Annotated in this window: 17 protein-coding genes; 11 read left to right on the forward strand and 6 right to left on the reverse strand. The window is 59.2% G+C overall.

What is annotated here, in order from left to right; genetic code table 11:
• Positions 1 to 150 precede the first annotated feature (150 nt).
• The 5 genes from EYC95_RS02505 to EYC95_RS02530 all read right to left on the reverse strand — a co-directional run bounded on the left by EYC95_RS02505 (position 151) and on the right by EYC95_RS02530 (position 4,095).
• On the reverse strand, positions 151 to 687 hold the full coding sequence (locus EYC95_RS02505) for a DUF3299 domain-containing protein (RefSeq protein WP_131058956.1): 537 nt from the start codon (positions 685 to 687) through the stop codon (positions 151 to 153).
• Positions 688 to 774: 87 nt separating this feature from the next.
• Positions 775 to 1,020, reverse strand: coding sequence for a GlsB/YeaQ/YmgE family stress response membrane protein (locus EYC95_RS02510; RefSeq protein ID WP_131058957.1), 246 nt, complete (start codon positions 1,018 to 1,020; stop codon positions 775 to 777).
• Between the two features lie 269 nt (positions 1,021 to 1,289).
• Entirely contained in the window at positions 1,290 to 2,372 is a 1,083-nt protein-coding gene (locus EYC95_RS02520; RefSeq protein ID WP_131058958.1) for a 5-(carboxyamino)imidazole ribonucleotide synthase, read from the reverse strand.
• Positions 2,373 to 2,383: 11 nt separating this feature from the next.
• A complete protein-coding gene (gene purE / locus EYC95_RS02525) occupies positions 2,384 to 2,875 on the reverse strand; it encodes a 5-(carboxyamino)imidazole ribonucleotide mutase (protein WP_008150032.1) in 492 nt (163 codons plus the stop codon).
• A 302-nt stretch (positions 2,876 to 3,177) separates the two neighbouring features.
• Positions 3,178 to 4,095: a LysR substrate-binding domain-containing protein gene (locus EYC95_RS02530; protein ID WP_131058959.1), complete on the reverse strand. Its 918-nt coding sequence runs from the start codon at positions 4,093 to 4,095 to the stop codon at positions 3,178 to 3,180.
• 180 nt (positions 4,096 to 4,275) lie between these two features.
• Here EYC95_RS02530 and aspA point away from each other — a divergent pair, with 180 nt between their 5' ends.
• The 8 genes from aspA to EYC95_RS02570 all read left to right on the forward strand — a co-directional run bounded on the left by aspA (position 4,276) and on the right by EYC95_RS02570 (position 21,813).
• A complete protein-coding gene (gene aspA / locus EYC95_RS02535; RefSeq protein ID WP_131058960.1) occupies positions 4,276 to 5,700 on the forward strand; it encodes an aspartate ammonia-lyase in 1,425 nt (474 codons plus the stop codon).
• A 467-nt stretch (positions 5,701 to 6,167) separates the two neighbouring features.
• The gene (locus EYC95_RS02540; RefSeq protein WP_131058961.1) at positions 6,168 to 7,619 is read left to right on the forward strand and encodes a sodium:alanine symporter family protein; all 1,452 of its coding nucleotides are present in this window, start codon (positions 6,168 to 6,170) and stop codon (positions 7,617 to 7,619) included.
• A gap of 99 nt (positions 7,620 to 7,718) precedes the next feature.
• On the forward strand, positions 7,719 to 8,723 hold the full coding sequence (locus EYC95_RS02545; protein WP_131058962.1) for an asparaginase: 1,005 nt from the start codon (positions 7,719 to 7,721) through the stop codon (positions 8,721 to 8,723).
• A 148-nt stretch (positions 8,724 to 8,871) separates the two neighbouring features.
• A complete protein-coding gene (locus EYC95_RS02550) occupies positions 8,872 to 9,864 on the forward strand; it encodes an AraC family transcriptional regulator (RefSeq protein ID WP_131058963.1) in 993 nt (330 codons plus the stop codon).
• 184 nt (positions 9,865 to 10,048) lie between these two features.
• Positions 10,049 to 11,080, forward strand: a complete 1,032-nt coding sequence (locus EYC95_RS02555) for a histone deacetylase family protein (RefSeq protein ID WP_131058964.1) — start codon at positions 10,049 to 10,051, stop codon at positions 11,078 to 11,080.
• Positions 11,081 to 11,092: 12 nt separating this feature from the next.
• The gene (locus EYC95_RS02560) at positions 11,093 to 12,193 is read left to right on the forward strand and encodes a polyamine ABC transporter substrate-binding protein (RefSeq protein WP_131058965.1); all 1,101 of its coding nucleotides are present in this window, start codon (positions 11,093 to 11,095) and stop codon (positions 12,191 to 12,193) included.
• Between the two features lie 360 nt (positions 12,194 to 12,553).
• Positions 12,554 to 17,140 (forward strand): dermonecrotic toxin domain-containing protein, encoded by a 4,587-nt coding sequence (locus tag EYC95_RS02565; RefSeq protein WP_131058966.1) that lies wholly within the window; start codon positions 12,554 to 12,556, stop codon positions 17,138 to 17,140.
• A gap of 146 nt (positions 17,141 to 17,286) precedes the next feature.
• Positions 17,287 to 21,813: a dermonecrotic toxin domain-containing protein gene (locus EYC95_RS02570; RefSeq protein WP_131058967.1), complete on the forward strand. Its 4,527-nt coding sequence runs from the start codon at positions 17,287 to 17,289 to the stop codon at positions 21,811 to 21,813.
• Positions 21,814 to 21,817: 4 nt separating this feature from the next.
• On the opposite strand, the gene EYC95_RS02575 is transcribed toward EYC95_RS02570, so the two are convergent.
• The gene (locus tag EYC95_RS02575; RefSeq protein ID WP_131058968.1) at positions 21,818 to 23,368 is read right to left on the reverse strand and encodes a PLP-dependent aminotransferase family protein; all 1,551 of its coding nucleotides are present in this window, start codon (positions 23,366 to 23,368) and stop codon (positions 21,818 to 21,820) included.
• 90 nt (positions 23,369 to 23,458) lie between these two features.
• On the opposite strand from EYC95_RS02575, the gene EYC95_RS02580 reads away from it, so the two are divergent.
• The 3 genes from EYC95_RS02580 to EYC95_RS02590 are packed head-to-tail and all read left to right on the forward strand — an operon-like array spanning position 23,459 to position 25,227.
• On the forward strand, positions 23,459 to 24,082 hold the full coding sequence (locus EYC95_RS02580) for an FMN-binding negative transcriptional regulator (RefSeq protein WP_131058969.1): 624 nt from the start codon (positions 23,459 to 23,461) through the stop codon (positions 24,080 to 24,082).
• Positions 24,083 to 24,091: 9 nt separating this feature from the next.
• Positions 24,092 to 24,538, forward strand: a complete 447-nt coding sequence (locus EYC95_RS02585; protein WP_131058970.1) for a GNAT family N-acetyltransferase — start codon at positions 24,092 to 24,094, stop codon at positions 24,536 to 24,538.
• Positions 24,539 to 24,555: 17 nt separating this feature from the next.
• Positions 24,556 to 25,227 (forward strand): GNAT family N-acetyltransferase, encoded by a 672-nt coding sequence (locus EYC95_RS02590; RefSeq protein WP_131058971.1) that lies wholly within the window; start codon positions 24,556 to 24,558, stop codon positions 25,225 to 25,227.
• Positions 25,228 to 25,315: the final 88 nt, after the last annotated feature.

The raw sequence follows: 25,315 nt of genomic DNA on the forward strand, positions 1-25,315 counted from the left end.
GCGTAATCATCGAGTGCTGCGCGAGCATATTCGTAGCCCACAGGTGCATGTTCCTTCCTCGCCGACAACTGACTTCCAGCGATATCAGTATGGAAGAGAAAGGAACGGACTACCTATATCGCGAGCAAGCTCGCTCCCACATTTGATCTCCTACAAATCCGACTCTTTGACTACCCGCACCTTCGCCGCATCCAGCGCATACGCCGCATCTGCCAAATCATTGTTGACCTTCTCGATCTTCAGCGTGCCGGTCACCCACAGCGGCGTGTAGATATCATCCAGCTTCAAACCTTTCGGATAACGCACCAGCACCAACTGATTCGGCGGCGGTGGCGGCACGTGGATGCAGGCGCCCGGGTACGGTACGAGGAAGAACAGTGTGCTGCGGCCCTTGGCGTCGGACTCCAGCGGCACCGGATAACCACCGATGCGGATGTTCTTGTCGTTCATCGACGGCACGGTTTTGGTCGAATACATCACCGCCGGCAAGCCCTTGCTCTGCTTCATGCCACCCTTTTCGGTAAAGGTGCCAGTGGCTTCGGGGGAGTTGTGGTCGATTTCGGGCATGGCCTCGAGGGCCTTCTGGTCCGCCTTGGGCATCAGTTCGAGCCAGTCGGTTTCCGGCAGTTCGCCGGCATGGGCCAAACCACTGCCCAAAAGGAGGAGAGTCAAAAAAAGACGGCGCATGGAGTTGCTCGGTAAGGAAAGGACTGTATAACGCCGAGCATTCTAGCCCTCCCCGCGTGCGCCGCAGAGAGGACTTTGTCGCTTGAATCAGTTCTTTCTGATCAAGCCGTAGATCACCAGCAACACCACCGCGCCGACCAGCGCACCGATGAAGCCTGCACCTTCGCCCGCGCGATAGATGCCCAGAGCCTGACCGCCGTAAGTGGCCGCCAGCGAACCGCCGATACCGAGCAGGATGGTCATGATCCAGCCCATGCTGTCATCGCCCGGTTTCAGGAACCGAGCCAGCAGGCCGACGATCAAGCCGATAAAGATGGTTCCGATAATTCCCATGGCATTTCCCTCTGAATGGTTTTGTGTGTCCTGTCTCACCAATACGTTCCTCTTTTGGCGAGTGGCTGTTGTCGTCAGGCAAGGCGCCGCGACGAGTCATAGCCTGCTATGGCGAGGAGCGGCAACGCAGCATGACGGCAACAGACGCCGTCAAAAAGGAACAGTATTGGTGAGACAGGATACCTAGCCCCAAGCCTAGTCAGACTTTGGCATCCTGCCATGAGAGAACGGCGAGCCTTAATGGTTCCGCCGCTGCCACATGAAACTATTTATTCGGCGATGAGCGCTTCGACCTTGAGGATCTGCTGCTCCAGCGTGGCCTTGTCAGCACAGCGCAGGTTGGCGTGACCGACCTTGCGGCCGACCTTGAACGCCTTGCCATAGTGGTGCAAATGGCAATCGGCGATGGCCAGGACTTTGTCGGTCTCCGGCACTTTACCGATGAAGTTGAGCATTGCGCTCTCGCCGACCTTGGCCGTCGAGCCCAGCGGCAGGCCCGCAACGGCCCGCAGGTGGTTTTCGAACTGGCTGCATTCGGCGCCTTCGGTGGTCCAGTGCCCGGAGTTGTGCACACGCGGGGCGATTTCGTTGGCCTTGAGGCCACCGTCGACTTCGAAGAACTCAAACGCCATCACGCCGACGTATTTCAGCTGTTTAAGTACGCGGCTGGCGTAGTCTTCGGCCAGTGCTTGCAGCGGGTGATCGGTGCTGGCCACGGACAGCTTGAGGATGCCGCTGTCGTGGGTGTTGTGAACCAGCGGATAGAACTTTGTTTCGCCATCGCGAGCGCGCACGGCGATCAACGAAACTTCACCGGTGAACGGCACGAAACCTTCCAGCAGGCAGGCCACGCTGCCCAGTTCGGCGAAGGTGCCGACCACATCTTCCGGTTTGCGCAGGACTTTCTGGCCCTTGCCGTCGTAACCCAAAGTGCGGGTTTTCAGCACGGCTGGCAGACCGATAGAAGCGACGGCGGCATCCAGATCGGCTTGCGATTGAATGTCGGCGAACGCCGGGGTGGGAATCCCCAGGTCCTTGAACATGCTCTTCTCGAACCAGCGATCACGGGCGATGCGCAGGGCTTCGGCGCTTGGGTAGACCGGGACGAATTGCGACAGGAACGCCACGGTTTCAGCCGGGACGCTTTCGAACTCGAAGGTCACCAGATCGACTTCATCGGCCAACTGACGCAGGTGATCCTGATCGCCGTAATCGGCCCGCAGGTGTTCGCCCAGTGCGGCTGCGCAAGCATCCGGCGCCGGGTCCAGGAAAGCGAAGTTCATGCCCAGCGGAGTGCCCGCCAACGCCAACATGCGACCCAACTGGCCGCCACCGATTACACCGATCTTCATCGTCAACAACCTCAGGCGATGCGTGGGTCTGGATTTTCCAGGACGCTGTCTGTCTGCTCAGCGCGGAATTTTTTCAGCACCGCGTGGAATTGCGGGTGCTTGGCGCCGAGGATACTCGCCGAGAGCAGCGCTGCGTTGATCGCGCCGGCCTTGCCGATGGCCAGGGTGGCAACCGGGATGCCTGCTGGCATCTGCACGATTGAGAGCAGCGAATCGACGCCAGACAGCATCGACGACTGCACCGGAACGCCCAGCACCGGCAGGTGGGTCTTGGCCGCACACATGCCAGGCAAGTGGGCTGCGCCACCGGCACCGGCGATGATCACCTCGATGCCACGCGCCTCGGCCTCTTCGGCGTACTGGAACAGCAGGTCCGGGGTGCGGTGGGCAGAGACCACTTTCACCTCGTAAGGAATGCCGAGCTTTTCCAGCATATCGGCGGTGTGGCTAAGGGTGGACCAATCGGACTTGGAGCCCATGATCACGCCAACCAGTGCACTCATCGTCGTGCCTCTTCTCTCTGGGCGCCCGCAGGCGCGTCAAAAAACAACAAGCCACGCAAATGCGTGGCTTGATTGTACGAATTATGGCCAGTCGAACCGGCCGAAGGCCGCGCAGTATACCTCAATGAAGCAGATAAACAGCCCCCGAAACGACCATCTGTCATACGGCGCAAAGTCCCGGTTTTATTGACTCGCAGGTCAGGCAAAAACATCTTAAATCGACCTAACCTGTAGGAGCCAGGCTTGCCGGCGAAGGCGATCTTACGGACGCCTTCGCCGGCAAGCCTGGCTCCTACAAAACCTTATTGCCCGGTTGTGCCCTGGGCTGCGCCGCCTTCAAGCTTGCGCCACAACAACCGCACATTCGCCTTGCGCACCAACGCGCAGCGATACAGGCGAATCTCCAGCGGCACATGCCATTGCGGGCCGCCGCAGACCACCAGTTCACCGCGCGCCAGTTCGGCGCGAACGCTGAGTTGCGGCACCCAGGCAATTCCCAATCCCTCCAGCGCCATGCTTTTCAGGCTGTCGGCCATGGCGGTCTCATAGATGGTGGTGAATCGCAGCGCACGCTGGCGCAGCAACATGTTCACCGAACGTCCGAGAAACGCACCGGCGCTGTAGGCGAGCAGCGGCACACTGCCTTCGCCCTCCAGGTCGAACAACGGCTTGCCGTCGGCATCCGCCGCGCACACCGGCAGCATCTCGGTGTGGCCGAGGTGCAGCGACGGGAAGATTTCCGGGTCCATCTGCAATGCCGCGTCCGGGTCATAGAAGGCCAGCATCAAGTCGCAACCACCTTCACGCAGCGCATGCACCGCGTCGCCGACGTTAGTTGCCACCAACCGCGTGGCAATGTTCAGGCCTTCATTACGCAATTGCGCGATCCACCGTGGAAAGAAACCCAATGCCAACGAGTGAGCGGCAGCAACCTGCATCACCTCGCCCTGTCCGCCCTCCAGGTGATGAAGGTGGCGCAGCACTTCGCCGAGCTGTTCGACCACGGTTCGCGCGGTCACCAGGAACAGCTGCCCCGCCGCCGTCAACTCGATCGGCGTGCGCGAGCGATTGACCAGCTGCAGCCCCAGCGCCGCTTCCAGGCTGCGGATTCGGCGGCTGAACGCTGGCTGCGTTACGAACCGTCGTTCGGCAGCCTGGGAGAAGCTTCGGGTGGCGGCCAAGGCGCTAAAGTCCTCGAGCCATTTACTTTCCAGATTCATCACGTCCTCCCGGACACGCACCAATTTAGGTCACACGCTCGCCGCACACGCGGCGTCACATGGGCATTATGCCGAATGTGCATAGGCCAGTGTTTAACAGCATTGGCCGAAAATTCTGCACAAGCCTAGCATTTGCAGTGTTCCGGCACAGACCGGGTCCATATCGAGATGATTTCTATCATGTCCTCCGCTGCATCTTTCCGCATAGAAAAAGACCTGCTTGGCGTACTCGAAGTACCTGCGCAAGCGTATTACGGCATCCAGACCCTGCGAGCGGTGAACAACTTCCGTCTCTCCGGCGTTCCGATTTCGCATTACCCGAAGCTGGTTGTCGGTCTGGCGATGGTCAAGCAGGCCGCCGCTGACGCCAACCGCGAGCTGGGTCACCTGAGCGAAGCCAAGCACGCTGCCATCAGCGAAGCCTGTGCACGTTTGATCCGCGGCGATTTCCACGAAGAGTTCGTGGTGGACATGATTCAAGGCGGCGCTGGCACTTCGACCAACATGAATGCCAACGAAGTCATCGCCAACATCGCACTGGAGGCCATGGGTCATCAGAAAGGCGAATACCAATACCTGCACCCGAACAACGACGTGAACATGGCGCAGTCGACCAACGACGCCTACCCGACCGCGATCCGTCTGGGTCTGCTGCTGGGTCACGATGCGTTGCTGGCCAGTCTCGACAGCCTGATCCAGTCGTTCGCGGCCAAAGGTGTAGAGTTCAGCCACGTATTGAAGATGGGTCGTACCCAGCTGCAAGACGCCGTGCCGATGACCCTGGGTCAAGAATTCCGCGCCTTCGCCACCACGCTGGGCGAAGACCTGGCGCGTCTGAAGACACTGGCTCCTGAGCTGCTGACCGAAGTGAACCTGGGCGGCACCGCGATTGGCACCGGCATCAACGCCGACCCACGCTACCAACTCCTGGCCGTTCAGCGTCTGGCACTGATCAGCGGTCAACCGCTGGTTCCAGCCGCCGACCTGATCGAAGCCACCTCCGACATGGGCGCCTTCGTGCTGTTCTCCGGCATGCTCAAGCGCACCGCGGTCAAGCTGTCGAAAATCTGCAACGACCTGCGCCTGCTGTCCAGCGGCCCACGCACCGGCATCAACGAAATCAACCTGCCGGCGCGTCAGCCAGGCAGCTCGATCATGCCCGGCAAGGTCAACCCGGTTATCCCGGAAGCGGTCAATCAGGTGGCGTTCCAGATCATCGGCAACGACTTGGCGCTGACCATCGCGGCCGAAGGCGGCCAATTGCAGCTGAACGTGATGGAGCCGCTGATCGCGTTCAAGATCTTCGACTCGATCCGCTTGCTGCAACGCGCCATGGACATGCTGCGCGAGCACTGCATCGTCGGCATCACCGCCAACGAAGAGCGTTGCCGCGAACTGGTCGAACACTCGATTGGCCTGGTCACCGCGCTGAACCCGTACATCGGCTACGAAAACGCCACTCGCATCGCCCGTATCGCGCTGGAAAGCGGCCGCGGCGTGCTGGAACTGGTGCGTGAAGAAGGCTTGCTCGACGACGAAATGCTCGCCGACATTCTGCGCCCGGAAAACATGATTGCTCCGCGTCTGGTGCCTCTGAAGGCTTAACCGAACGCAACGCCGGCGCTTGCTCTTTTAACGAAGAGCACGAAGCGCCACGCTCACCAGGTCGAGGGACTAGACACCTCTCACCTTTTGAGGGCTTGGGGATTTATTCCCCAAGCCCTTTTTTTTAACTCATTGGCAGGAAAAAGACTTCTGTGGAAATGGGGCTCTCGCCCTCCCACACGAGCCTGACTTCAAAAAAGTCAGGTGTTTCAAAGGCTTCGTTTCGTCGCTTGCACCACAACCGTGCAGACGGATGGCACGCTCATAGGTATAGTGCCGCCCCTCTTCGCGTGAGCGGTCGTCGGTAACGAGGCCCAAACCCATGCGAAACCCGAACTAATAACAAACCTGCGATATGGGCCCGGGACGAACACTCGCCTCACTGTTGTGCCACGCGCACGTCGGTGTAACGCGATGTTTCTACCTGCCCAGCATTTGCCTACACAAAAAACAGCGAGGAATAATCCATGCTCGAAGTCATTAACGACTTCCTCTCAGGGAAAGTACTGATCGTGCTCATTGTCGGGCTCGGTAGCTACTTCACGATCCGCTCGCGTTTCGTACAATTGCGCCACTTCTTCCACATGTTCGCGGTGTTCCGCGACAGCCTGAAAAGCAGTGCCGGGCAACTCAGTTCGTTCCAGGCCTTGATGCTCAGCCTCGCCGGCCGTGTCGGCGCGGGTAACATCGCCGGTGTCGGCATCGCCGTGACCCTGGGTGGCCCAGGGGCGGTGTTCTGGATGTGGGTGACCGCGCTGGTCGGCATGTCCAGCAGCTTCTTCGAATGCTCCCTCGGCCAGCTCTACAAACGTACGGATGCCGACGGCACCTACCGTGGCGGTCCGTCCTACTACATCCAGCACGGTCTGCAGAAGCGCTGGTTGGGCATGATCATGGCATTCCTGCTGCTGATCACCTTCGGCTTCGCCTTTAACGGTCTGCAATCCCACGCCGTGACCCATTCGCTGAAAAACGCTTTCGACCTCGACCCTACTTACACCGGGCTGGCGTTGGCGGTGTTGCTGGGTCTGGTGTTCATCGGCGGGATCAAGCGGATCGCCAAGGTCGCTGACCTGTTAGTGCCGGTCAAAACCCTGGTGTACATCGGCGTGACCATCTACGTGATCGTGCTGCAATTCGACCACGTTCCGGGCATGTTGATGACCATCGTCAAAAGCGCCTTCGGTCTGGATCAAGCCTTTGGTGGCCTGATCGGCAGCGCTATTGTCATGGGCGTGAAGCGTGGCGTGTTCGCCAACGAAGCGGGCCTTGGCAGTGCGCCGAACGTAGCCGCCGTGGCTTCGGTCGAGCACCCGGTGGCACAAGGCGTGGTTCAGGCGTTCAGCGTGTTCCTCGACACCTTTGTGATCTGCACCTGCACCGCGTTGCTGATCCTGCTCTCGGGCTTCTACACACCAGGCTTCGAAGGCGACGGCATTGCCCTGACCCAAAACTCGCTGGCCGCCGTAGTCGGTGACTGGGGCCGCAGTTTCATCTCCGTGGCTCTGTCGTTGTTCGTGTTCACCTCGATCCTCTACAACTACTACCTGGGCGAGAGCAACCTGCGCTTCCTGATCGGTGAAAACCGCAAGGCGCTGATCGGCTACCGCGCACTGGTACTGGTGTTGATCTACTGGGGTGCGATCGAGAACCTGGGTACGGTGTTCGCCTTCGCTGACATCACCATGACCCTGCTGGCGTTCGTGAACCTGATCGCGCTGTTCCTGCTGTTCAAAGTCGGCATGCGCATCCTGCGTGACTACGATGACCAGCGCGCGGCCGGTATCAAGACGCCAGTGTTCGATTCGAGCAAATTCCCGGATCTGGACCTGGACTTGAAAGCCTGGCCCGCCAATCCGCCAGCCGTCGCCCCTAAGGCCGAAGCTGAACCGCAAGGCGTACCCGCAGCGCAACGCTGATCGGTAAAAAACCGGGCGCATCCCCTGCGCCCGACGTGACACACCGTGCGGTCAGCGTCATGCTCGACCGCACGCTGTCATCGTTCTCGGAGAACCCCCATGAATTCCTCGACCTATCCTGCCGCCCAGCACGTCATGGTGCTCTACACCGGCGGCACCATCGGTATGCAAGCCAGCGCCCACGGCCTGGCCCCGGCGTCCGGTTTCGAAGCGCGGATGCGCGAGTATTTGCACAGCCAACCTGATCTCATTGTGCCGCAGTGGCGCTTTCGCGAAATGTCGCCGCTGATCGACAGCGCCAACATGAGCCCGGCGTACTGGCAGCAACTGCGTGAGGCGGTGGTCGACGCCGTTGATGTCCAGGGCTGCGACAGCGTGCTGATCCTGCACGGCACCGACACCCTCGCCTACAGCGCGGCAGCCATGAGTTTTCAACTGCTCGGCCTGCACGCCCGCGTGGTGTTCACCGGGTCCATGCTGCCAGCCGGCGGGACCGACAGCGATGCCTGGGAAAACCTCAGCGGTGCGCTGGTTGCTCTGGGCCAAGGCCTGGCGCCGGGCGTGCACCTGTACTTTCACGGCGAACTACTGGACCCGACCCGTTGCGCGAAAGTTCGTAGCTTCGGTCGTCATCCGTTCAAGCGGCTGGAGCGTCAGGGCGGTGGTGCGAAAGCCACTTCGCTGCCAGCTCAATTGAATTACAACCAGAGTAAGCAACTGGCGAAAGTCGCGGTGTTGCCGTTGTTCCCCGGCATCGGCGCCGAGCAACTTGATGGCGTGCTGAACAGCGGCATTCAAGGCCTAGTCCTCGAGTGCTACGGCAGCGGCACCGGGCCCAGCGACAACCCTGAGTTTCTCGCCAGCCTGGAACGGGCACGGGACAAGGGTGTTGTGGTTGTGGCGGTTACGCAGTGCCATGAAGGTGGTGTGGAGCTGGATGTGTACGAGGCCGGCAGCCGGTTGCGTGGTGCTGGCGTGCTTTCGGGTGGCGGCATGACCCGTGAGGCGGCGTTCGGCAAGTTGCATGGGTTGTTGGGGGCTGGACTCGACACCACTGAAGTGCGGCGCCTGGTCGAGCTCGACCTCTGCGGCGAACTGGTCTGACACACTGCAGGACCTGTAGGAGCGAGGCTTGCCCGCGAAGGCGTTTTCGATAACGCCAAAAGCTTCGCGGGCAAGCCTCGCTCCTACATATGACTTGTAAGCGGCATACAACTTGCTCCGTTCCAGCATCCAACCGCTGGAACATCCCATGCTCCACTCCCACCTCACCACCCTCAACGCCGTCTCCCTGGTGCTCAACACCTTCAAGGCCGAAGGCTTGTCGAGCGAAGCGCTGCTGGCGGGAAGTGGCATCAGCGCGGCGGATCTGAGCCGGGCGGACACGCGCATCACCACCAACCAGGAGATGCAGGTCTGCGCCAACGCGGTCGCGCTCAAGCGTGATATCGGCCTGGAACTGGGGCGTCGGATGCACGTTTCGTCGTACGGAATGCTCGGTTATGCATTGCTCACCTGTGCCACCTTCGGTGACGCTTTGCGATTGGCGATGCGTTATCCGGCGCTGTTGGGAACACTTTTCGAGTTGAGTCTGGAAAATGACGGCGAGCGCATCTGGTTCGTGGCTGCCGATTACCGGGAGAACCCGGCGCTGGCGGTGTTCAACGCTGAGTTCTGTCTGGTGTCGTTGAAAGTCATTTGCGATGACCTGCTCGGGCACCCGCTGCCATTACTCGCAGCGCGTCTGGAACATGCGGCGCCGGACTACCAGGCGACCTACGCCGAACACTTCAACTGCCCATTGCACTTCGACGCGCGGGATAACGCCTTTGCCTTCGACAAGCGCTGGCTCGACCAACCCTTGCCGCTTGCCGATGTCATCACCCATCAGGCCATGGTCGAACGCTGCCGCAAGCAGAACACCGAATTTACCGGGCGTCAGGCGTGGTTGGGGCGGATTCGAGAGTTACTCCGTGCGCAACTGAATGCAGCGCCGGGGCTGGACGGTTTGGCGTTACAGATGAACTGCTCGGCGCGGACGTTGCGTCGCCATCTCAAGGACCTGGGGTGCAGCTATCAGGAATTGCTCGATGAACTGCGCTTCGAGCAGGCCAAGCTGATGCTTTGTGAGGATCATCTGCCGATTTACCGGATCGCCGAAGCGTTGGGCTTCAGCGAAACCGCGAGTTTCCGCCATGCGTTTGTGCGCTGGAGCGGTGTGACGCCCAGCCAGTTTCGGCCCTGACCCCCCACCGCTCGCTCCTACAGGGGTGGGTGCCCAACACCTGGGCAAACCCGCGCCAATAAAGGGCGAATTCCGGTCAAACCTTTTGGCCATATCGATCCCCTTTTGGCCTTTCCTGCCGTTCTCCCAAACGCCGCCTCCCGCAAGACTGTGTTCAACCGAATCAGCCTACGGAGAACAAGAAATGCTGACGATCTACTCGGACGATCACCACCTGCACCACGGCCGTTGTGAATTGATGGACGGGCAATTGATGCCCTGCTTCGAAATGCCCTCGCGAGCCGACCATGTGTTGCAACGTGTGCAAAAGCAGAATCTCGGCCCGGTCGAAGCGCCCCAGGATTTTGGCCTGGACCCGATCGCGCGCATCCACAGCCGCGACTACCTCGACTTCTTTATAGGCGCCTGGGCACGCTGGACCGAATTCAATACCGACGGCGACTTGCTGCCCTACACCTGGCCGGCCCGCACCCTGCGCCGGATCATCCCCACCAGCCTGCACGGCCAGCTCGGCTATTACAGCTTCGACGGCGGCGCACCGATTACCGCCGGCACCTGGCAAGCGGCGTACAGCGCAGCGCAAGTGGCCCTCACCGCGCAAGCCGCGATCCAGCGCGGCGCCCGCAGTGCCTTCGCGCTGTGCCGGCCACCGGGACATCACGCCGCCAGCGATTTGATGGGCGGTTATTGCTACCTCAATAATGCCGCCATTGCCGCTCAGGCGTTCCTTGATCAGGGCCACAAAAAGGTCGCGATCCTCGACGTCGATTACCACCACGGTAACGGCACTCAGTCGATTTTCTATGAACGCAGCGACGTGCTGTTCACCTCGATCCACGGCCATCCGGAAGCCGAGTTCCCGTTCTTCCTCGGTTATGAAGACGAGCTCGGCGAAGGGGCCGGCGAAGGCTTCAACTTCAACTACCCTTTGCCGGCCGGCAGCGGCTGGGACAGTTGGAGTGCCGCACTGGAGCAAGCCTGCAAAGAGATCGAACAGTACGGCGCCGACATCATCGTCGTCTCCCTGGGCGTGGATACGTTCAAGGACGATCCCATCTCCCAGTTCAAGCTCGACAGCCCGGATTACCTGGCCATGGGCGAGCGCATCGCGAAGCTCGGCAAACCGACGCTGTTCGTGATGGAAGGCGGTTACGCGGTAGAAGAAATCGGCATCAACGCCGTGAACGTTCTCGAAGGTTTTGAAAGCGCCCAATGAGGAATTAGAACAATGAACAGACTAAAGCGTTTTATTGCACCGGCGCTATGCGCCACGGTGCTCGGTGGCGCCGCCCACGCTGAAGAGCGAACGTTGCGCGTCTACAACTGGTTCGACTACATCACCCCCAAAGCGCTGGAAGACTTCAAGGCACAGAACACCCAGACCAAACTGGTCTACGACATCTTCGACACCAACGAAGCACTCGAGGCCAAGCTGCTGACCGGCAACTCTGGCTACGACGTGGTGGTGCCCTCCAACGTGTTCCTCGCCAAACAGATCGAGGCCGGCGTGTTCCAGCCGCTGGACCGCAGCAAACTGCCGAACTGGAATCACCTTGATCCGAAGCTGATGAAGCTGCTCGAAGGCAACGATCCGGGCAACAAATTCGCCGTGCCGTACATGTACGGAACCATCCTGATCGGCTTCAACCCGGACAAGGTCAAAGCCGCGCTGGGCGACAACGCGCCGGTGGACAGTTGGGATTTGATCTTCAAGGAAGAGAACATCAGCAAGCTCAAGCAGTGCGGCGTCGCCCTGCTCGATTCGCCGTCGGAGATCCTGCCGCTGGCCTTGCAATACCTCGGTCTGGACCCCAACAGCAAGAAGCCTGCGGATTACGAAAAAGCTGAAGCGCTGCTGATGAAAATCCGTCCGCACATCACCTACTTTCACTCCTCCAAATACATGGCCGACATTGCCAACGGCGATATCTGCGTCGCGGTCGGTTATTCCGGCAGCTTCTCCCAGGCCGCCAACCGCGCCAAGGAAGCCAAGAACGGTGTGATCGTCGACATGCGCCTGCCGAAAGAAGGCGCGCCGATCTGGTTCGACATGCTCGCAATTCCGAAAGGCGCGAAGAACACGGAAGACGCCTACACCTTCATCAACTACCTGTTGCAACCGCAAGTGATTGCGCCGGTCAGCGACTTCGTCGGCTACCCGAACCCGAATAAGGACGCCACGGAATTGGTCGACCCGGCGATCCGCAACAACCCGAACCTGTACCCGACCGAAACGGCCATGGGCACGCTATACACCCTGCAACCGTTGCCACGCGATGCCGAACGCGCGCGGACCCGGGCCTGGACCAAGATCAAGTCCGGGATCTGAAACCACGCCTGAAAACCGAAGACCCGCCGTGACGCGTAATGCTGTTCACTTAAGCGCGGGCAGTCATTTGTGGCGAGGGGATTTATCCCCGTTCGGCTGCGAAGCAGTCGTAAATCCAGACAACTCGGTCTGTCTGAACGGGCGCAGGGGACCGCTTCGCAGCCCAACGGGGATAAATCCCCTCGCCACAGGTTCTCGCTCGACTGATGATTGTCTTAAGTGAACAGCATTACGCCGTGACGCGGGTCTTTTTTTGCCTGCGATATTTATGTACCGCCATTCACTTCGGGCCGCCCGATACCTTGCCCTGATCCAGCGCTGCGCACTCAACAGCGGCGCGCGCTCAATCAGGAGACGACCATGTCCGAAACCGTTGCCCCGAGTGCAGAAGAGGTACTGACCCAACTGGTCACCGGCCCCTCGATCAGAGAGGTCGCCGCGAGCGCGTTGAGTCCTGCGCTCAATGCGCTTTATCCGCAGTTGAAGATTGATCCGACGCTCGCCACGGTCGTCACCCCGACCTGGGTCGATACCGGCACCGATGTCGTGTCCGGCCACAACTTGTATGAATCGCTCACCGATGTGCTGGTGCGACTTGGTTGGTCGGGAACAACGGTGACGCTCATCGATGGCGAACATTTCCTGACCCTGCAACCGGGCGCTGAACCGCTGGCTCAACTGCCGGTGAAAATCGACGCCATCGGATGCCTGCTCAACACGCTCGCACCGCAGCTGTTCATCGCCTATCAGCAACAGCAGCTTGATTACTGGAATCAGGAGACAAGCCCTTCGACCCCGCGCTGGCATTCGCTTTCGCAATCGCTGCAGGACATCTGGAACCTGGATGGGGTCACTGACTGGGATGCGGATCACAAAGCGATGGCCCGAGCAGTATTCAACCATCCGGATCGCGCAACACGGCGGTCACAGGACAAGTACCTGACCAAGGCCTGCCTGATCGACACCGACCGGGTTGAAAACGCGGTGAGCGAACATCTGCGTGTCCTGGATATCGCCGTGTTCGTGGGCACGTTGGGCACGCGAACCCTGGTGCTGACGCACTCGATTGCCGAAGGGTTCAGGTGTTACGACTCTGTTGAGGCACTGGGTAAAACATTGTTCGCCCAGCCTGGAACGTCAAGCGTTGAGCTGACACTGCAATGGCGTCTGTATGAACCCGATGGCAATTTCTTTCACCACCAGGCCTGCGCGCTGATCGCACTCGAAGCTGAAGCCATCGGTCAATTCAATACGTTTCAGCGTGCTTCTTTTACGAGTCTTTCACCACAAATCAGTGCCGCGGCAAAAAGCTTCACTGAGTTTGAAGCCCTGCCGTCGTCGCGCTTCAGCAAGGTTCAAGGGTTACTGACAGGCTGGTTGAAAAACGCTTCGTCAGCGGACCTCACTCGGTACAGCCGACATTTGATGGACCTGGCGCAGCTGCGGGAACAGGACGCTGGAAAAACCTTCGACGAAGGCATCTCGTCACTGCCGCAATTTGCGCTGCAAACCCTGCGAGAGCAGATGATCAAGGATCATCCAGCGGCAGCGGACCTGGACCTGAAAGACATTGAAATCAACATCACCAGCGTCGTAGTGCTGGGCGCCGTCGTGGTACCCGGCAAGACGCAAACCACCACGCTGTCGCTGGTCGAACTGGCGCTGCAAAACCTGATTGCCGTTCCGCTGGGCAACAAGACGGTGCGCTACAAAAACGGCAACGCGGCGCCTGCGTGGATGACCCCGGCCTATCTGGAAAAGCTCGTCACGCAGGTCGATATCGGTGCGGTTTACCCGGCACTGATCAAGCGCAAGCTGCTTGAAGACCCACCAGAAACGTTGCGACGCCAGGCTCTCTACACTCGCCATCTGCGCATCCAGCTGCCCTTGCAGGCGTTGCAGCACAAGATGCGCAGTGAGGCCGGGATTGATGAACGCGGGTATCAATACGTCAATGCGGCCATGCAGGAAAACGCTGCCGATCGCTGGGTGAACGGACAGGAGATTGTCATTCGACCGTTGGCCTTTATTACCGGTGATTCCGCCGACAGCAAAGGCGATGAAGTCGCCAACATGTTCGTCATCGGTCCTCGGCTCACCGACAAAGGACCGTGTCTGCTCTACCGGCCATTGCTCTCCCCCTCGCTGACGCAGCACCCAAGCGAGGCCAATCTGCTGTATGCGATCAAGCACGAAAAACCCCTTCGCCAATCGATCCTGGCCTGGCTGTCCGACGATGTGCGCTTCAACTACTCCCAGTATGTGTTTTCGGGTGAGTTACCTTCGGTCTGGACGCTGACCCAATTGCTGGTAGATCCCACTTCAGCCCTGGGCAAGATGGGCGCGGTTTCGCTCAGTGCGGCAGCCCTCGATGACGCGCCGCTGGCGACCCTGTTCAAAGCCAACGCCAACGCGATGATTACTCTGGCTGACCGTCAATCGGTGTCCAATGCGCAAGCTCGCTGGGCGACGCTCAAGCAAGGCACATGGATGCTGTTCAATGTCGCGTTGCCCTTCCTCGGTCGCACTGCCGGTGTTGCCGCGTGGATCTGGCAGATCATGGACGACTTGCAGGACATTACCGACGCCGCTGAGAACGACGACAGTCAACTCGCCTGGTCCGCCGTGACGGATCTCCTGTTGACGCTTGGCATGGTGCTGGCCCATCGGGCTGCCGCTCGCCATAAACCCGTCTCGCGGTTGCCCGAAAAGGTCGAGCTGCCACCCGTCACACCCGAAAGCAAGCCTGCCGGAAAAATAACGATCTCCCACCTAACCGATCTCAATCAGCTTCCACCGTCCCATGAGACATCTCTGCACGCCATCGCGACGCTGCCTACTTCATCCCTGGGCGCCTTGCTGGATGAACTGGCCATCGCCGAGCCCAAAGGAATGGCAGCCGCCTCCAGCGAGCCCGATCCTTATCAACACCTCAGTTCGCTCAACGGGAAAAGGTACGCGAAGGTCGGTCAGCGATGGTTCGAAGTCACCCTCAACGACAACAACGATGTGCAGATCATTGACTCACGCCAGTCTCCTATGCGCGCCGGACCGTTACTGATCAAGAACGCCAGAGGCGAATGGTTCATCGATACACGACTGAGGCTTAAGGCCGGAGGCAAGGAGAAACATCGGCTGGAACAACAAAACCAGCAACGCCAGGCTGAACTGAAACAGCAAATGATTGCGTTCGAAAGCCAAACCAAAAGCCGCGAGACCGAACTCAAGGAAGCTCAAAAAAACGCGCAGGCGCCTACAGCCACCGACACCCATCGCCGCTTGTACCTTGAAATGCTCGACGCGCAGATGTCGTTCATCAGCGCCAACATGGAACAGATGAAAGCCTTCAATGCTCGCGAGGCCATTCCCAATTACCGAAAAGCGATGATCAGTCGCCTGGATTTCCAGCTTTCGCTGCTGCAAAAATGGTTCGATCACCAGCGTCCGCGTTTCGGCAGTCAAATGCTTCTTTCCCTCGACCTACTCGACAAACAGCCAACGGAAGACATACAGACCGCCCGGCAAACCCATCAACTCATGAGCGATCTGACCGCAAGCTACATCAACAAAATCGAGTTCGCGCATTCGCGCTTCGAGCAACTGAACCTGCTTGGCAAAGAAGCCGTCGAAGTGATCCGCGACGTCAAAGCCAACTTGCCGACATTCAATTTACAAGACCTCAAACTGTTCCAGATCACACTGGGGCAAGAGTTGTGCCTCGACGACAGTGTTACGACCGCGCCTGAAGCGCGCCAGGCACTGGAGAACGTTGTCGAAAACGCAGCCCTCGCCATTCAGGCATCACTGGACCTGGCCGCTGACGAAGAGGTGCGGCGCCTACCGGAGCGGATCGATGGGCTGAGCGATCTGGTGGAGCAGCTCTCGATCACCGACCAGCGCATCGTCGATCTGCCCACCGAGTTTCCCGGTCAGCTCCTGCAACCATCGCTCGACTTGATGCGCCGACGTATCGACGGTTTTCAACAGCGCACCGTGAAGCATCTGGCGATGCTGCTGCGGGAACGCCAGGCACTCGAGCCGCAACCGGGCCCTTCCCGCCTGCCGACCGCTCCCGCCAAGCGAATCATCAAGACCCGCTACAAAGGTACGGTGGTCGGCCAGATAAGCGCCGATTCCGTGGCGCATGGGTCAGAACTGATTGACGTGACCTCGGCGTTGACCGGCAAAGTCATCTCGACCTTTCATGAGAAGACTCCGGGTGTCTGGGTTGAAAGAGTGGCGCCGAAACCGGTTTCCCCCGTCGTCGTCCAACCCGACTTGAGTGCAAGCAATGTGCTTGGCCAGGCCTTGCTGGACGGGTTGGATGGGTTCATTCGTCGAACAGAGGCCCACTCAAAAGGGACGCGGCGAATACCCGTGGAAATAGAGGAAATTTTTCATCAGCAGGCCCATCGATTGCAGGAAGCCGCCAGCGCAATCGAAGAAGCGCTGACTGCCACTAATTCCACTGAAGGCGGTCCGGGTTCCGCCGTCACACTGGTCAAGCAGTTGAATGATGGGGCAACCAGACTCTACAACCAGGGACGCGTGACGCGCATCAGCATGACCAAACTGCAGCCGCCGACGGCGGAGCGCGTCCGGTGGCTGCAAACCGAAGGTCAGGTCGACATCGTCAAGAACCCCGGCCGACGCTTGCTCAAAAGCCGTAAAAGAGACTACCTCGAGGAGTATGAGATCCGTGATCGCAGCACCAAAGAAGCTCTGTGGTATGCCCACTTCCACTATTCAGAGCCCGCGTCGCCTGCACAAACCTTCACGGCGGCGCACCTGAAAACCGTGCAGCAACGGCTGCTAGGGGGCGCATCCGAGTCCCGCAACGCGAACGACGATCTCCGGGCGATTTCGATCTACCGCAGCGAGATCAGCCCGCAACTGGCGACCACACTGTTCTTCACAAAAGAGCCGTCTTCGGCCTCAGGATCGTAAGGCGTACGTTGTGCTGAACCCGAGACCCGCATTAGCGGGTCTTTTTTCCCTCCGATATATATATCTACCACCCCGGAGGGCCGACGCCTGAGTACCTTCGATGCATCAAGAGGCTTTCCCTGCCTCGCTTTGCCCCAGGTATCGCCATGAGCAACAACACTTCATCGCCCCAAACTGAATCGACGCCCTTGGTGGAAACCAGTGACCTGGTGAGCCTGACCAGCCATGGTCCGATGCTCAGCGAAGTGGCATCAAACCTCCTGCGCCAGATGTTGGAAAAGTCCTGGCCAGAATTGCAAGTCGACCCAGACAAAGCCTTCGTCGCCACGCCTCGATGGCTCATCGTGGACGACCACGTCGAGGCTGGCCCGACCGAGTTCGAATCACTGACCTTGGCGCTGATGCGCCAGGGTCTGTATGGGACGGTGGCCAACTATCTCGAAGGCGAGCATTTCCTGACCCTCGAACCGGACAGCGAAAACCCGGTTCACCTCGCCGTCAGCATTGAAGACATTGCAAGAATACTCAATGACTCGGCGTCGATACTGTTCGTCGAGGCTCAAGTACGGCAGCTGGAGTTCTGGAATGCAAAGGGGCATGTGATCCCCCGCTGGCAGGAGCTTTCGGATACGTTGCGCAAGGCGTTGAACGTGCAGACGGTCAAAGGCTGGGACGCCGATGAATGCGCGATGGCGCGAGAGGTCTTCAACGCCCCGGACAAAACCACCCGTAAAAATGTAAAAAGCGAATTTTCTGCCATTCAGGCGTGCCTTCTCGATGTCGATACCGTCGAGAATGACATCGCCCGCCATCTGTTGATTGGCGGCGCGCTGGTGCTTAAGGCCACGTATCGCAAGCGCGAACTGCTGGTGATGTACACCATCGAGCGCGCCTACGAGTCGTTCAGTTCGCTGGAAGAACTGGGTAGCTCGCTTCCCGCACGCTTGGAGGAACAACAGTCAGGACGTGGTCTGACGTGGCGGCTTTACGAGCCGGAAGGCAACGTCTTCGATCACATGGCGTGGGCGTTGGTGTCGTCACAATTGGATGCCATCAACTCATTGCAGTTTCTTGAAGCACCGGCAGTCGATGTCGAGCCCGAAACCGGGCTCGACCCCACCGAAAAAGCGCAACTCCTGCAACTGAACAAAGCGATTCCCGATTGGCTGCGCAACGCCTCGTACAACGATGTTCAAGACTACAGCCGTTACATCAGCGCACTGGGCAAGCTGTACAGGCAACCGAACAGCAAACTGGCCAAAGCCGAGATCCCGTCCATCACCGATTACGCTCAGCAGTTGATGCGTGAAGCGATCATCGCGGATCCACTGGCGGTCGGCAGCGCGAATCTTGCGCTGGACGATCTGCGGATCAAAATCACCAACAGTTTTTCCGCCGACAATTTCACGCTCCCCAACCCCCTCGATCAGCGTATTGAAACGCTGGCCGACTTCGCTCTTGAGAATGAAGCGCCCTATATGGCGACATTGTTTTTCAAGGGCGGAGAGGCGGTGCCTGATTGGCTGACTGCTGAACTTCTTACCACCGTGTCAGCGCGAGTGGACGTCGGCAAAGCTTATCCAGAACTGATCAAGCCCAAGCTCCTGGAGGATCCGGTCGCCTCCCGACGTCAGGAAAACTTCTATCGCGACCAGCTGCGTTCTTTGCTGCCACTCCAGGCATTAGAGGCCAGATTCAAGCCTGAAACCGGTGTGGACGAACGCGGTTATCAATACGTCTGCGAGCTGCTCGATCCCGATGTCTCAGCCAAAACCATTGCCCTCTACCCGCTGACGATGACACCACAACATCGCTTGATCAACAGCAGCGACACAGTCGACAACATGTTCATCATCAGCCCTCGAGAGGCACACGGCGGGCCTTGCCTGCTCTATCGGCCGATGCTCGATGAGCCCCTGCTGCAATACCCCTCAAGGCAAAACCTTTTGTACGCGTTGCATCAACCCGGTGACCTCAGGGATTCGGTACTGGCCTGGCTGCCCGGTAAAAATCTGAGCTTTGAATACGCCCAGTATGTTTTCCCCACCGGACTGCCCTCTCCGTGGCTGATCGCGGAACAAGTCGTCAATCCATTGCAGCGGGCAGACAAGTTCGGGCGCGTGGTTTTCGAAAGCGTCGAGATCACCGGCGACATTCTGTCTGCGCTGTTCAAAAGCAACGCGCAGATGCTGGTCAACCTCGCCGACCGTAAATCGCGATCCAATGCCGAACGGCGCTGGAGTGTTTTGAAAGACAGTGGCTGGGCGCTCTTCAACGTCGCCTCAAATTTCCTCAGCGGTGCGGTCGGTACAGCCGTCTGGGTCTGGCAAACCATCAACCAGATTCAGCAGGCCCTCGATGCCCATGACAAGGATGACCGTTTCATCGAATGGACGTCGGTGTCGGACATTCTGCTGGCGATCGGCATTATCCTCAGCCACCACGCCGTGATGCGACGCAAGAGGGTTTCGAGCAAACCCCGAATTGAGCAGGTGTCGAAGGAGAAAGCTGCAAAACTCGTCGCCGAACCCGTGACCGTCACGCTCAATCCCACCCCGCTGGCTCCGGATCTTCCGCCCAGTCACCTTTCCTCGCTGGAGTTGGCCGGCTCGGTCCCACGCCGAGCACCGACCGCGCTGGGCGCCTACCTGGACACGCTAAAAGTCACGGCCCCCGATATTTCCAGCGCAAGCGTGACGAAGGTAAAGGAAGCTCCTCCGCATTTTTACCAACATAAACTCAGAAACTACGCACAGGTGGGTGATCGGTGGTTCTACGTCGACGTGAAAGGCGACGAAGAGGTTCATATCGTTTACCCGGATCAACCTGAGCGAAACGGTCCGATGCTGATGGATAACGGCAAAGGGCAATGGGTGCTCGACCTGCGTCTGCGTTTGCGAGGGGGCGCCGGAAATGCGTTCAGTCGCCACCAGGAGGCGGCTAACGAGCAGCGCAGAGTCAATCTGGGTGAAGCACTGAGATCCTTCAAAAGCCTCGAAAAGGCGAAGGAAACCGAACTGACAAAGTTACATGACGGCATCCGGCAAGCCAGCGCTGAAAACTACGATCAGCGCACGGCGGCGTACATGGAAAAGCTGGATGCAACGATCGGCGAGTATCGCCGGGCGCTGGAACAACTGCGCGAATGGCGCACCCTCGGCGGGACGGAAAACTACCGAGAAGACTTGCTTCGCATGAGCGTGGTGCTGCAGAAGAACCTGTCTTTGTGGTTTGTCCTGAAACGATCCGAGTATGCGCAGGCCACGAGTGTCATGACCAAGGCCGGACAAAACGAACCAGTCCCCAGGCAAACTTTCGTCGACAGTGCCCAGAAAGCGTCCGACCTCGGTCAGGAGATGAGTGAAAAGCTGACCCTGTCGGCGTTGACACTCGAGGGCATGCACGCAGCCGGACGACCTGGCATTGAACGCGCGATGGAAATCAAAAAACTGGCGCCTTCGTTTACCGTGCTGGATATCAAGGCCAACGAGATCGGCATGGCGCAGGAGCTGTGCCTCAATGAGCAGGCCAGCCCCCTGATGCAGCAGGCTCGTACTGCGGTGGCAAATATCGTTGTGAGCGCAGCGAAGGCCGCGATTCAAGTGGCGGACCTGATGAAAGTCGAAGGCGAACATTCCGGTGTAAAGGAGCATGTCGAGGATCTGAACAGTCTCGTGGAGACATTTGCCGACGCCGACCAGCGCATTCAGGAATTACCGGGCACGTACGCCGGACTGGTCAAACCGTCCAAACTCGAACATCTGCAATCACTCATCGATGAGTTCTCGCAACTGGCACACAACCGATTACAGGCGTTGCTGCCAGAGCCCATTGCTGTGCAGCCTCCTGTAGAGCGAGTGCAACCGGGCACGTCACGACAACCGATCAAAGTGCGCAAGACCCGGCCACGCGACTCCAGCAAGAATGAAACCGAAAAAACCACGGAGGATCCGCTCAAGCCGTTTACCCCCGCCGTTTATAAGCAACCCGTTCCGGTGCTGGATGATGCGGAAACGGTCGAGGCCGGCATAGAGCTGGACCTGGACACGAACACATTCATCGAACGCACCCGTAAAGACGCTCTGCTCCCAAGACGCATCCCTGCCGATATCCAGGATGTATTTGATCAGCAGGCACTGAAACTGGAGCAGGCTGCCAGCAGCGTTGATCAAGCCGTGGCCAACAGCAGGAAGGCCGGAGGTGACCCAATCCCTGTCGCCACGCTGAGCCGCGATCTACGTGATGGAGCCAGCCGTCTGCGCAAAGAAGGTGTCAGCGTTCGAGCCGACCTGTACACGCGGCGGAAACCGACCCAGAGCATTTTCAAATGGATGCATGAAAACGGGCAGCTCGACATCAGCCGCGACAAGCGAGGGCGTATCCAGACCAAAGGGCTCGGCGACTTTTTCCAGGAATACCGGATTTTCGACAAGCCCCAGAATAAGCCGTTATGGGTTGCGCATTTCCACTACGAAACCCTGACAAGCCCTGCGAACGCGCCCACCGCGGCCCATTTGAAAGTTTCAGATGACTATCTGAAAACGCTGACACCTGAACTGCAACAGGCGTTGACGACCTTCGAGCCCATCGATGGGGTGTTCAGAAAGATAGAAGATCCTGGGCTACGCAAATTGTTTCTGGACCTGGAACCACAGGCAAAAACTGCATCGTAATCCCTTAACGACGCCAGACCTTTTCCAGTCGCCCGAGTGCGGCGCTGATGGCCGCCTCGGGCACCGCCGCGAAACCCAGGACCAGCCCGGCGCGCTCGTCCACAGGTTTTGCCGAATCCGGCAACCAGTAGCTGCTCAGCGCATTGATCTCGACATCGACGCTAGCCGCCTGCTCCACCAGTTCGCGCTCGCGGGCCTGTGAGTCGACCGCCACCGTCAGATGCAGCCCTGCCGCTACACTTGGTAGGCTGCCAACGCCGGGAACGTTCTGCGGCCAACCGGCCAGCAAGGTATTGCGTCGGCTCAGGGCTGCGCGGCGCATGCGACGGATATGCCGCTGGAAATGCCCGGCAGCCATGAACTCGGCCATGACCGCTTGGGTGCTCACTTCGGAATGCCGAACGTCCACTGCTCGACGTTGCGAGAACGCCTGCACCAGCGTTGGCGGCAACACCAGGTAACCCAGTCGCAGCGCCGGGAAAGCAACTTTGCCAAACGTCCCGACGTACAAAACCCGACCCTGCCGGTCGAGTGCGGCCAACGGGGCCAAGGGCGCGCCGCTGTAGCGGTATTCGCCGTCGTAGTCGTCCTCGACGATCCATCCCTGGGTGCGTTCGGCCCAGGCCAGCAATTCGAGGCGACGAGCCAGGCTCATCACCGCCCCGGTCGGGTATTGATGCGACGGCGTGACATACGCCAGCCGACAATCGCTGAGGCCGTTCAGTTCGTTGCAATTGATGCCCTCACTGTCCACTGCCACGCCATGCAATTGCGCACCGGCCACGGCGAATGCATGACCTGCCGCCCGATACCCCGGATTTTCAATCGCCACCCCATCTCCCGGCTCTACCAGCAGCTGTGCACAAAGGCTAATCCCTTGCTGCGCGCCACTGGTGATCACTATTTGCTCAGCCGAACACTGCATCCCTCGCGAACTGCGCAAATACGCGGCGATCATGCCGCGCAAGCGCTCATCACCCGCCGGATCGCCATAACACAGCTGCTGTAAATCCGGTTTACGCCAGAAAGCCGCATTCAGCTTGGCCCAGACCTCAAAGGGGAATAAATCGAACGCCGGAACACCCACCCGAAACGCTCGCGGCGGACCACTCGGCGGGGTGGGTAAATGGTTATTCTCAACCCGCCCCAACGCCCCCCTGTGGATAACTTTACTGGATGGAACCACAGGTAAATCGAGCCAATTTGTGGATAAGGTTGTGGGTAACCCTGTTGGCAACCCTGTGGATACTTTTGTGGATAATTTTTTCGCCGGCAGAGCTTCTTGGGGTAATTGCGCAACGTAAGTCCCGTCGCCGACACGCCCCTCGATAAACCCTTCGGCGTAAAGCTGATCGTAGGCTCGCACCACGCTGTTACGTGAAATCGCCAACGCTGCTGCCAGATCCCGGCTGGCTGGTAACCGCGTGCCGCTGGCCAGCCGACCGTCGAGCACCCGCAGGCGCAATGCCTGGTACAGCTGACGGCTCAGGCCTTGGCGACGGTCGAGTTCGATACCGGCTGGGTTGAATGACAGGGACAGCGGCGCTTCGCTCATGGCAATGGACCTATGAAATTGGTCATTAATGGCTCTTACAACAGACCAATAGCCTGCCTAGGATGGAGGCATTCGCCAAGGAGTTTTTCCATGTACAACCCCAACGGCTTTGCCATCAAAGATTTACATGAACTGCAGCAGCAGATAAGGGGCACCCGTCTCGCCATGGTGGTCACCCACGGCGAGCAAGGCCTGAAAGCCAGTCATCTGCCGTTGCTGTTCAATCCTGAGCAGGGCCCGAATGGCACCCTCTACGGCCACTTCGCCCGGGGCAATCCCCAGTGGAAGGAACTGCAAAACGGTGCCGAAGCCCTGGTGATTTTTGCCGGTGCCGATGCGTACGTCAGCCCTGGGTTTTATCCAAGCAAAACCGAGCACGGCAACGTAGTGCCGACCTGGAACTACGTCGCGGTGCACGCTTACGGAACAGCCGAAGTGTTCACCGATGCCGATCGCCTGCTCAACCTCGTCAGCGATTTGACCAATCGCCATGAAGCCGGCCGCGCGCAACCGTGGAAAGTGACTGATGCGCCCGCCGACTACATCGACGGCATGCTCAAAGCCATCGTCGGATTCGCCCTGCCGATCCAGCGCCTGGAAGGCAAACGCAAGCTTAGCCAGAACCGCAGCGTTGCAGATATCGCTGGTGTGCGCGAGGGGCTCGCCGCCAGCCCTGATGTGCACGACCAGGCCCTCGCCCACTTGATGCGTTAAGGAATGAACATGAGTCTGATTGAAATCCGCCAGGTCACCGCCGACGATCACGCGGCCTGGCTGCCACTGTGGCAAGCCTACCTGCGCTTCTACAACACCGAGTTGCCCGAGGCTGTCACTGACAGCACCTGGCAGCGCATGCTCGACCGCAATGAGCCGACTCATTCGGCGTTGGCGTGGGTCGATGGCAAAGCGGTCGGCATGGTGAACTTCATCTACCATCGTTCGAACTGGAGCATCGAAAACTCCTGCTACCTTCAAGACTTGCTGGTAACGCCGCAGACTCGGGGCACCGGCATCGGCCGCAAGCTCATCGAATTTGTGTATGCCACCGCCAAAGCGGACGGTTGCTGCAAGGTCCACTGGCTGACCCACGAAACCAACGCCACCGCGATCCAGCTCTACGAGCGCATCGCCGAACGCCCCGGTTTCATCCAGTTTCGCAAAGCCCTTTAAAGTTCAAGGAGAACAACATGTCGACTTCACTCGCAGACTGGAAAGGCGTCCCGGCGCCGACGGTTCAAACCATCGAAGGGCGCTTCATTCGTCTGGAAAAACTCGACCCCGCGCGTCACGCCGATGGTTTGTGGAAAGCCCTGCAAGGCCCGGGATCGGACCCGAAACTCTGGGACTATTTGCCGTACGGTCCTTTCCCGGAGCGCAGTGCTTTCAACGATTGGCTGAACAACCATGCGGCCAATAGCGACCCGTATTTCTTCAGCGTGATCGACCGTGCCAGTGGTGAGGTGCAGGGCATTCTCAGTCTGATGTCGATTGTCCCGGCGCAAGGTCGCATCGAAATCGGCCACGTGACTTTCGGCGCGCCGATGCAGCGCTCGCCGAAAAGTACCGAGGCGGTCTACTTGCTGGCCAAGGAATCCTTTGCTCTGGGTTACCGGCGTCTGGAGTGGAAATGCAACAACGGCAACGCCCGCTCCAAGTACGCGGCAGAGCGCTTGGGCTTCAGTTTTGAAGGCGTGTTCCGCCAGCACATGGTGGTGAAGGGGCAGAACCGGGATACGGCTTGGTACTCGATTCTGGATTCGGAATGGCCGGCGATTGGTGCGGGGTTTGAGCGGTGGTTGAGTGATGAGAATCAGACGGGGTCGGGGCAGGTGAAAACGTTGGCGGAGTGCCGCGGGTGATCTTCGATGTTTGAAAGGACGCCTTCGTGGGCAAGTCGGATCGCCGCACCGCTCTCTCCTACAGGATTGTGGCAAGACACAATTCTTG

Origin of the sequence: Pseudomonas sp. BGI-2 (assembly GCF_004310295.1) — a bacterium.
In the GTDB taxonomy this organism is placed as follows: Bacteria; Pseudomonadota; Gammaproteobacteria; order Pseudomonadales; family Pseudomonadaceae; genus Aquipseudomonas.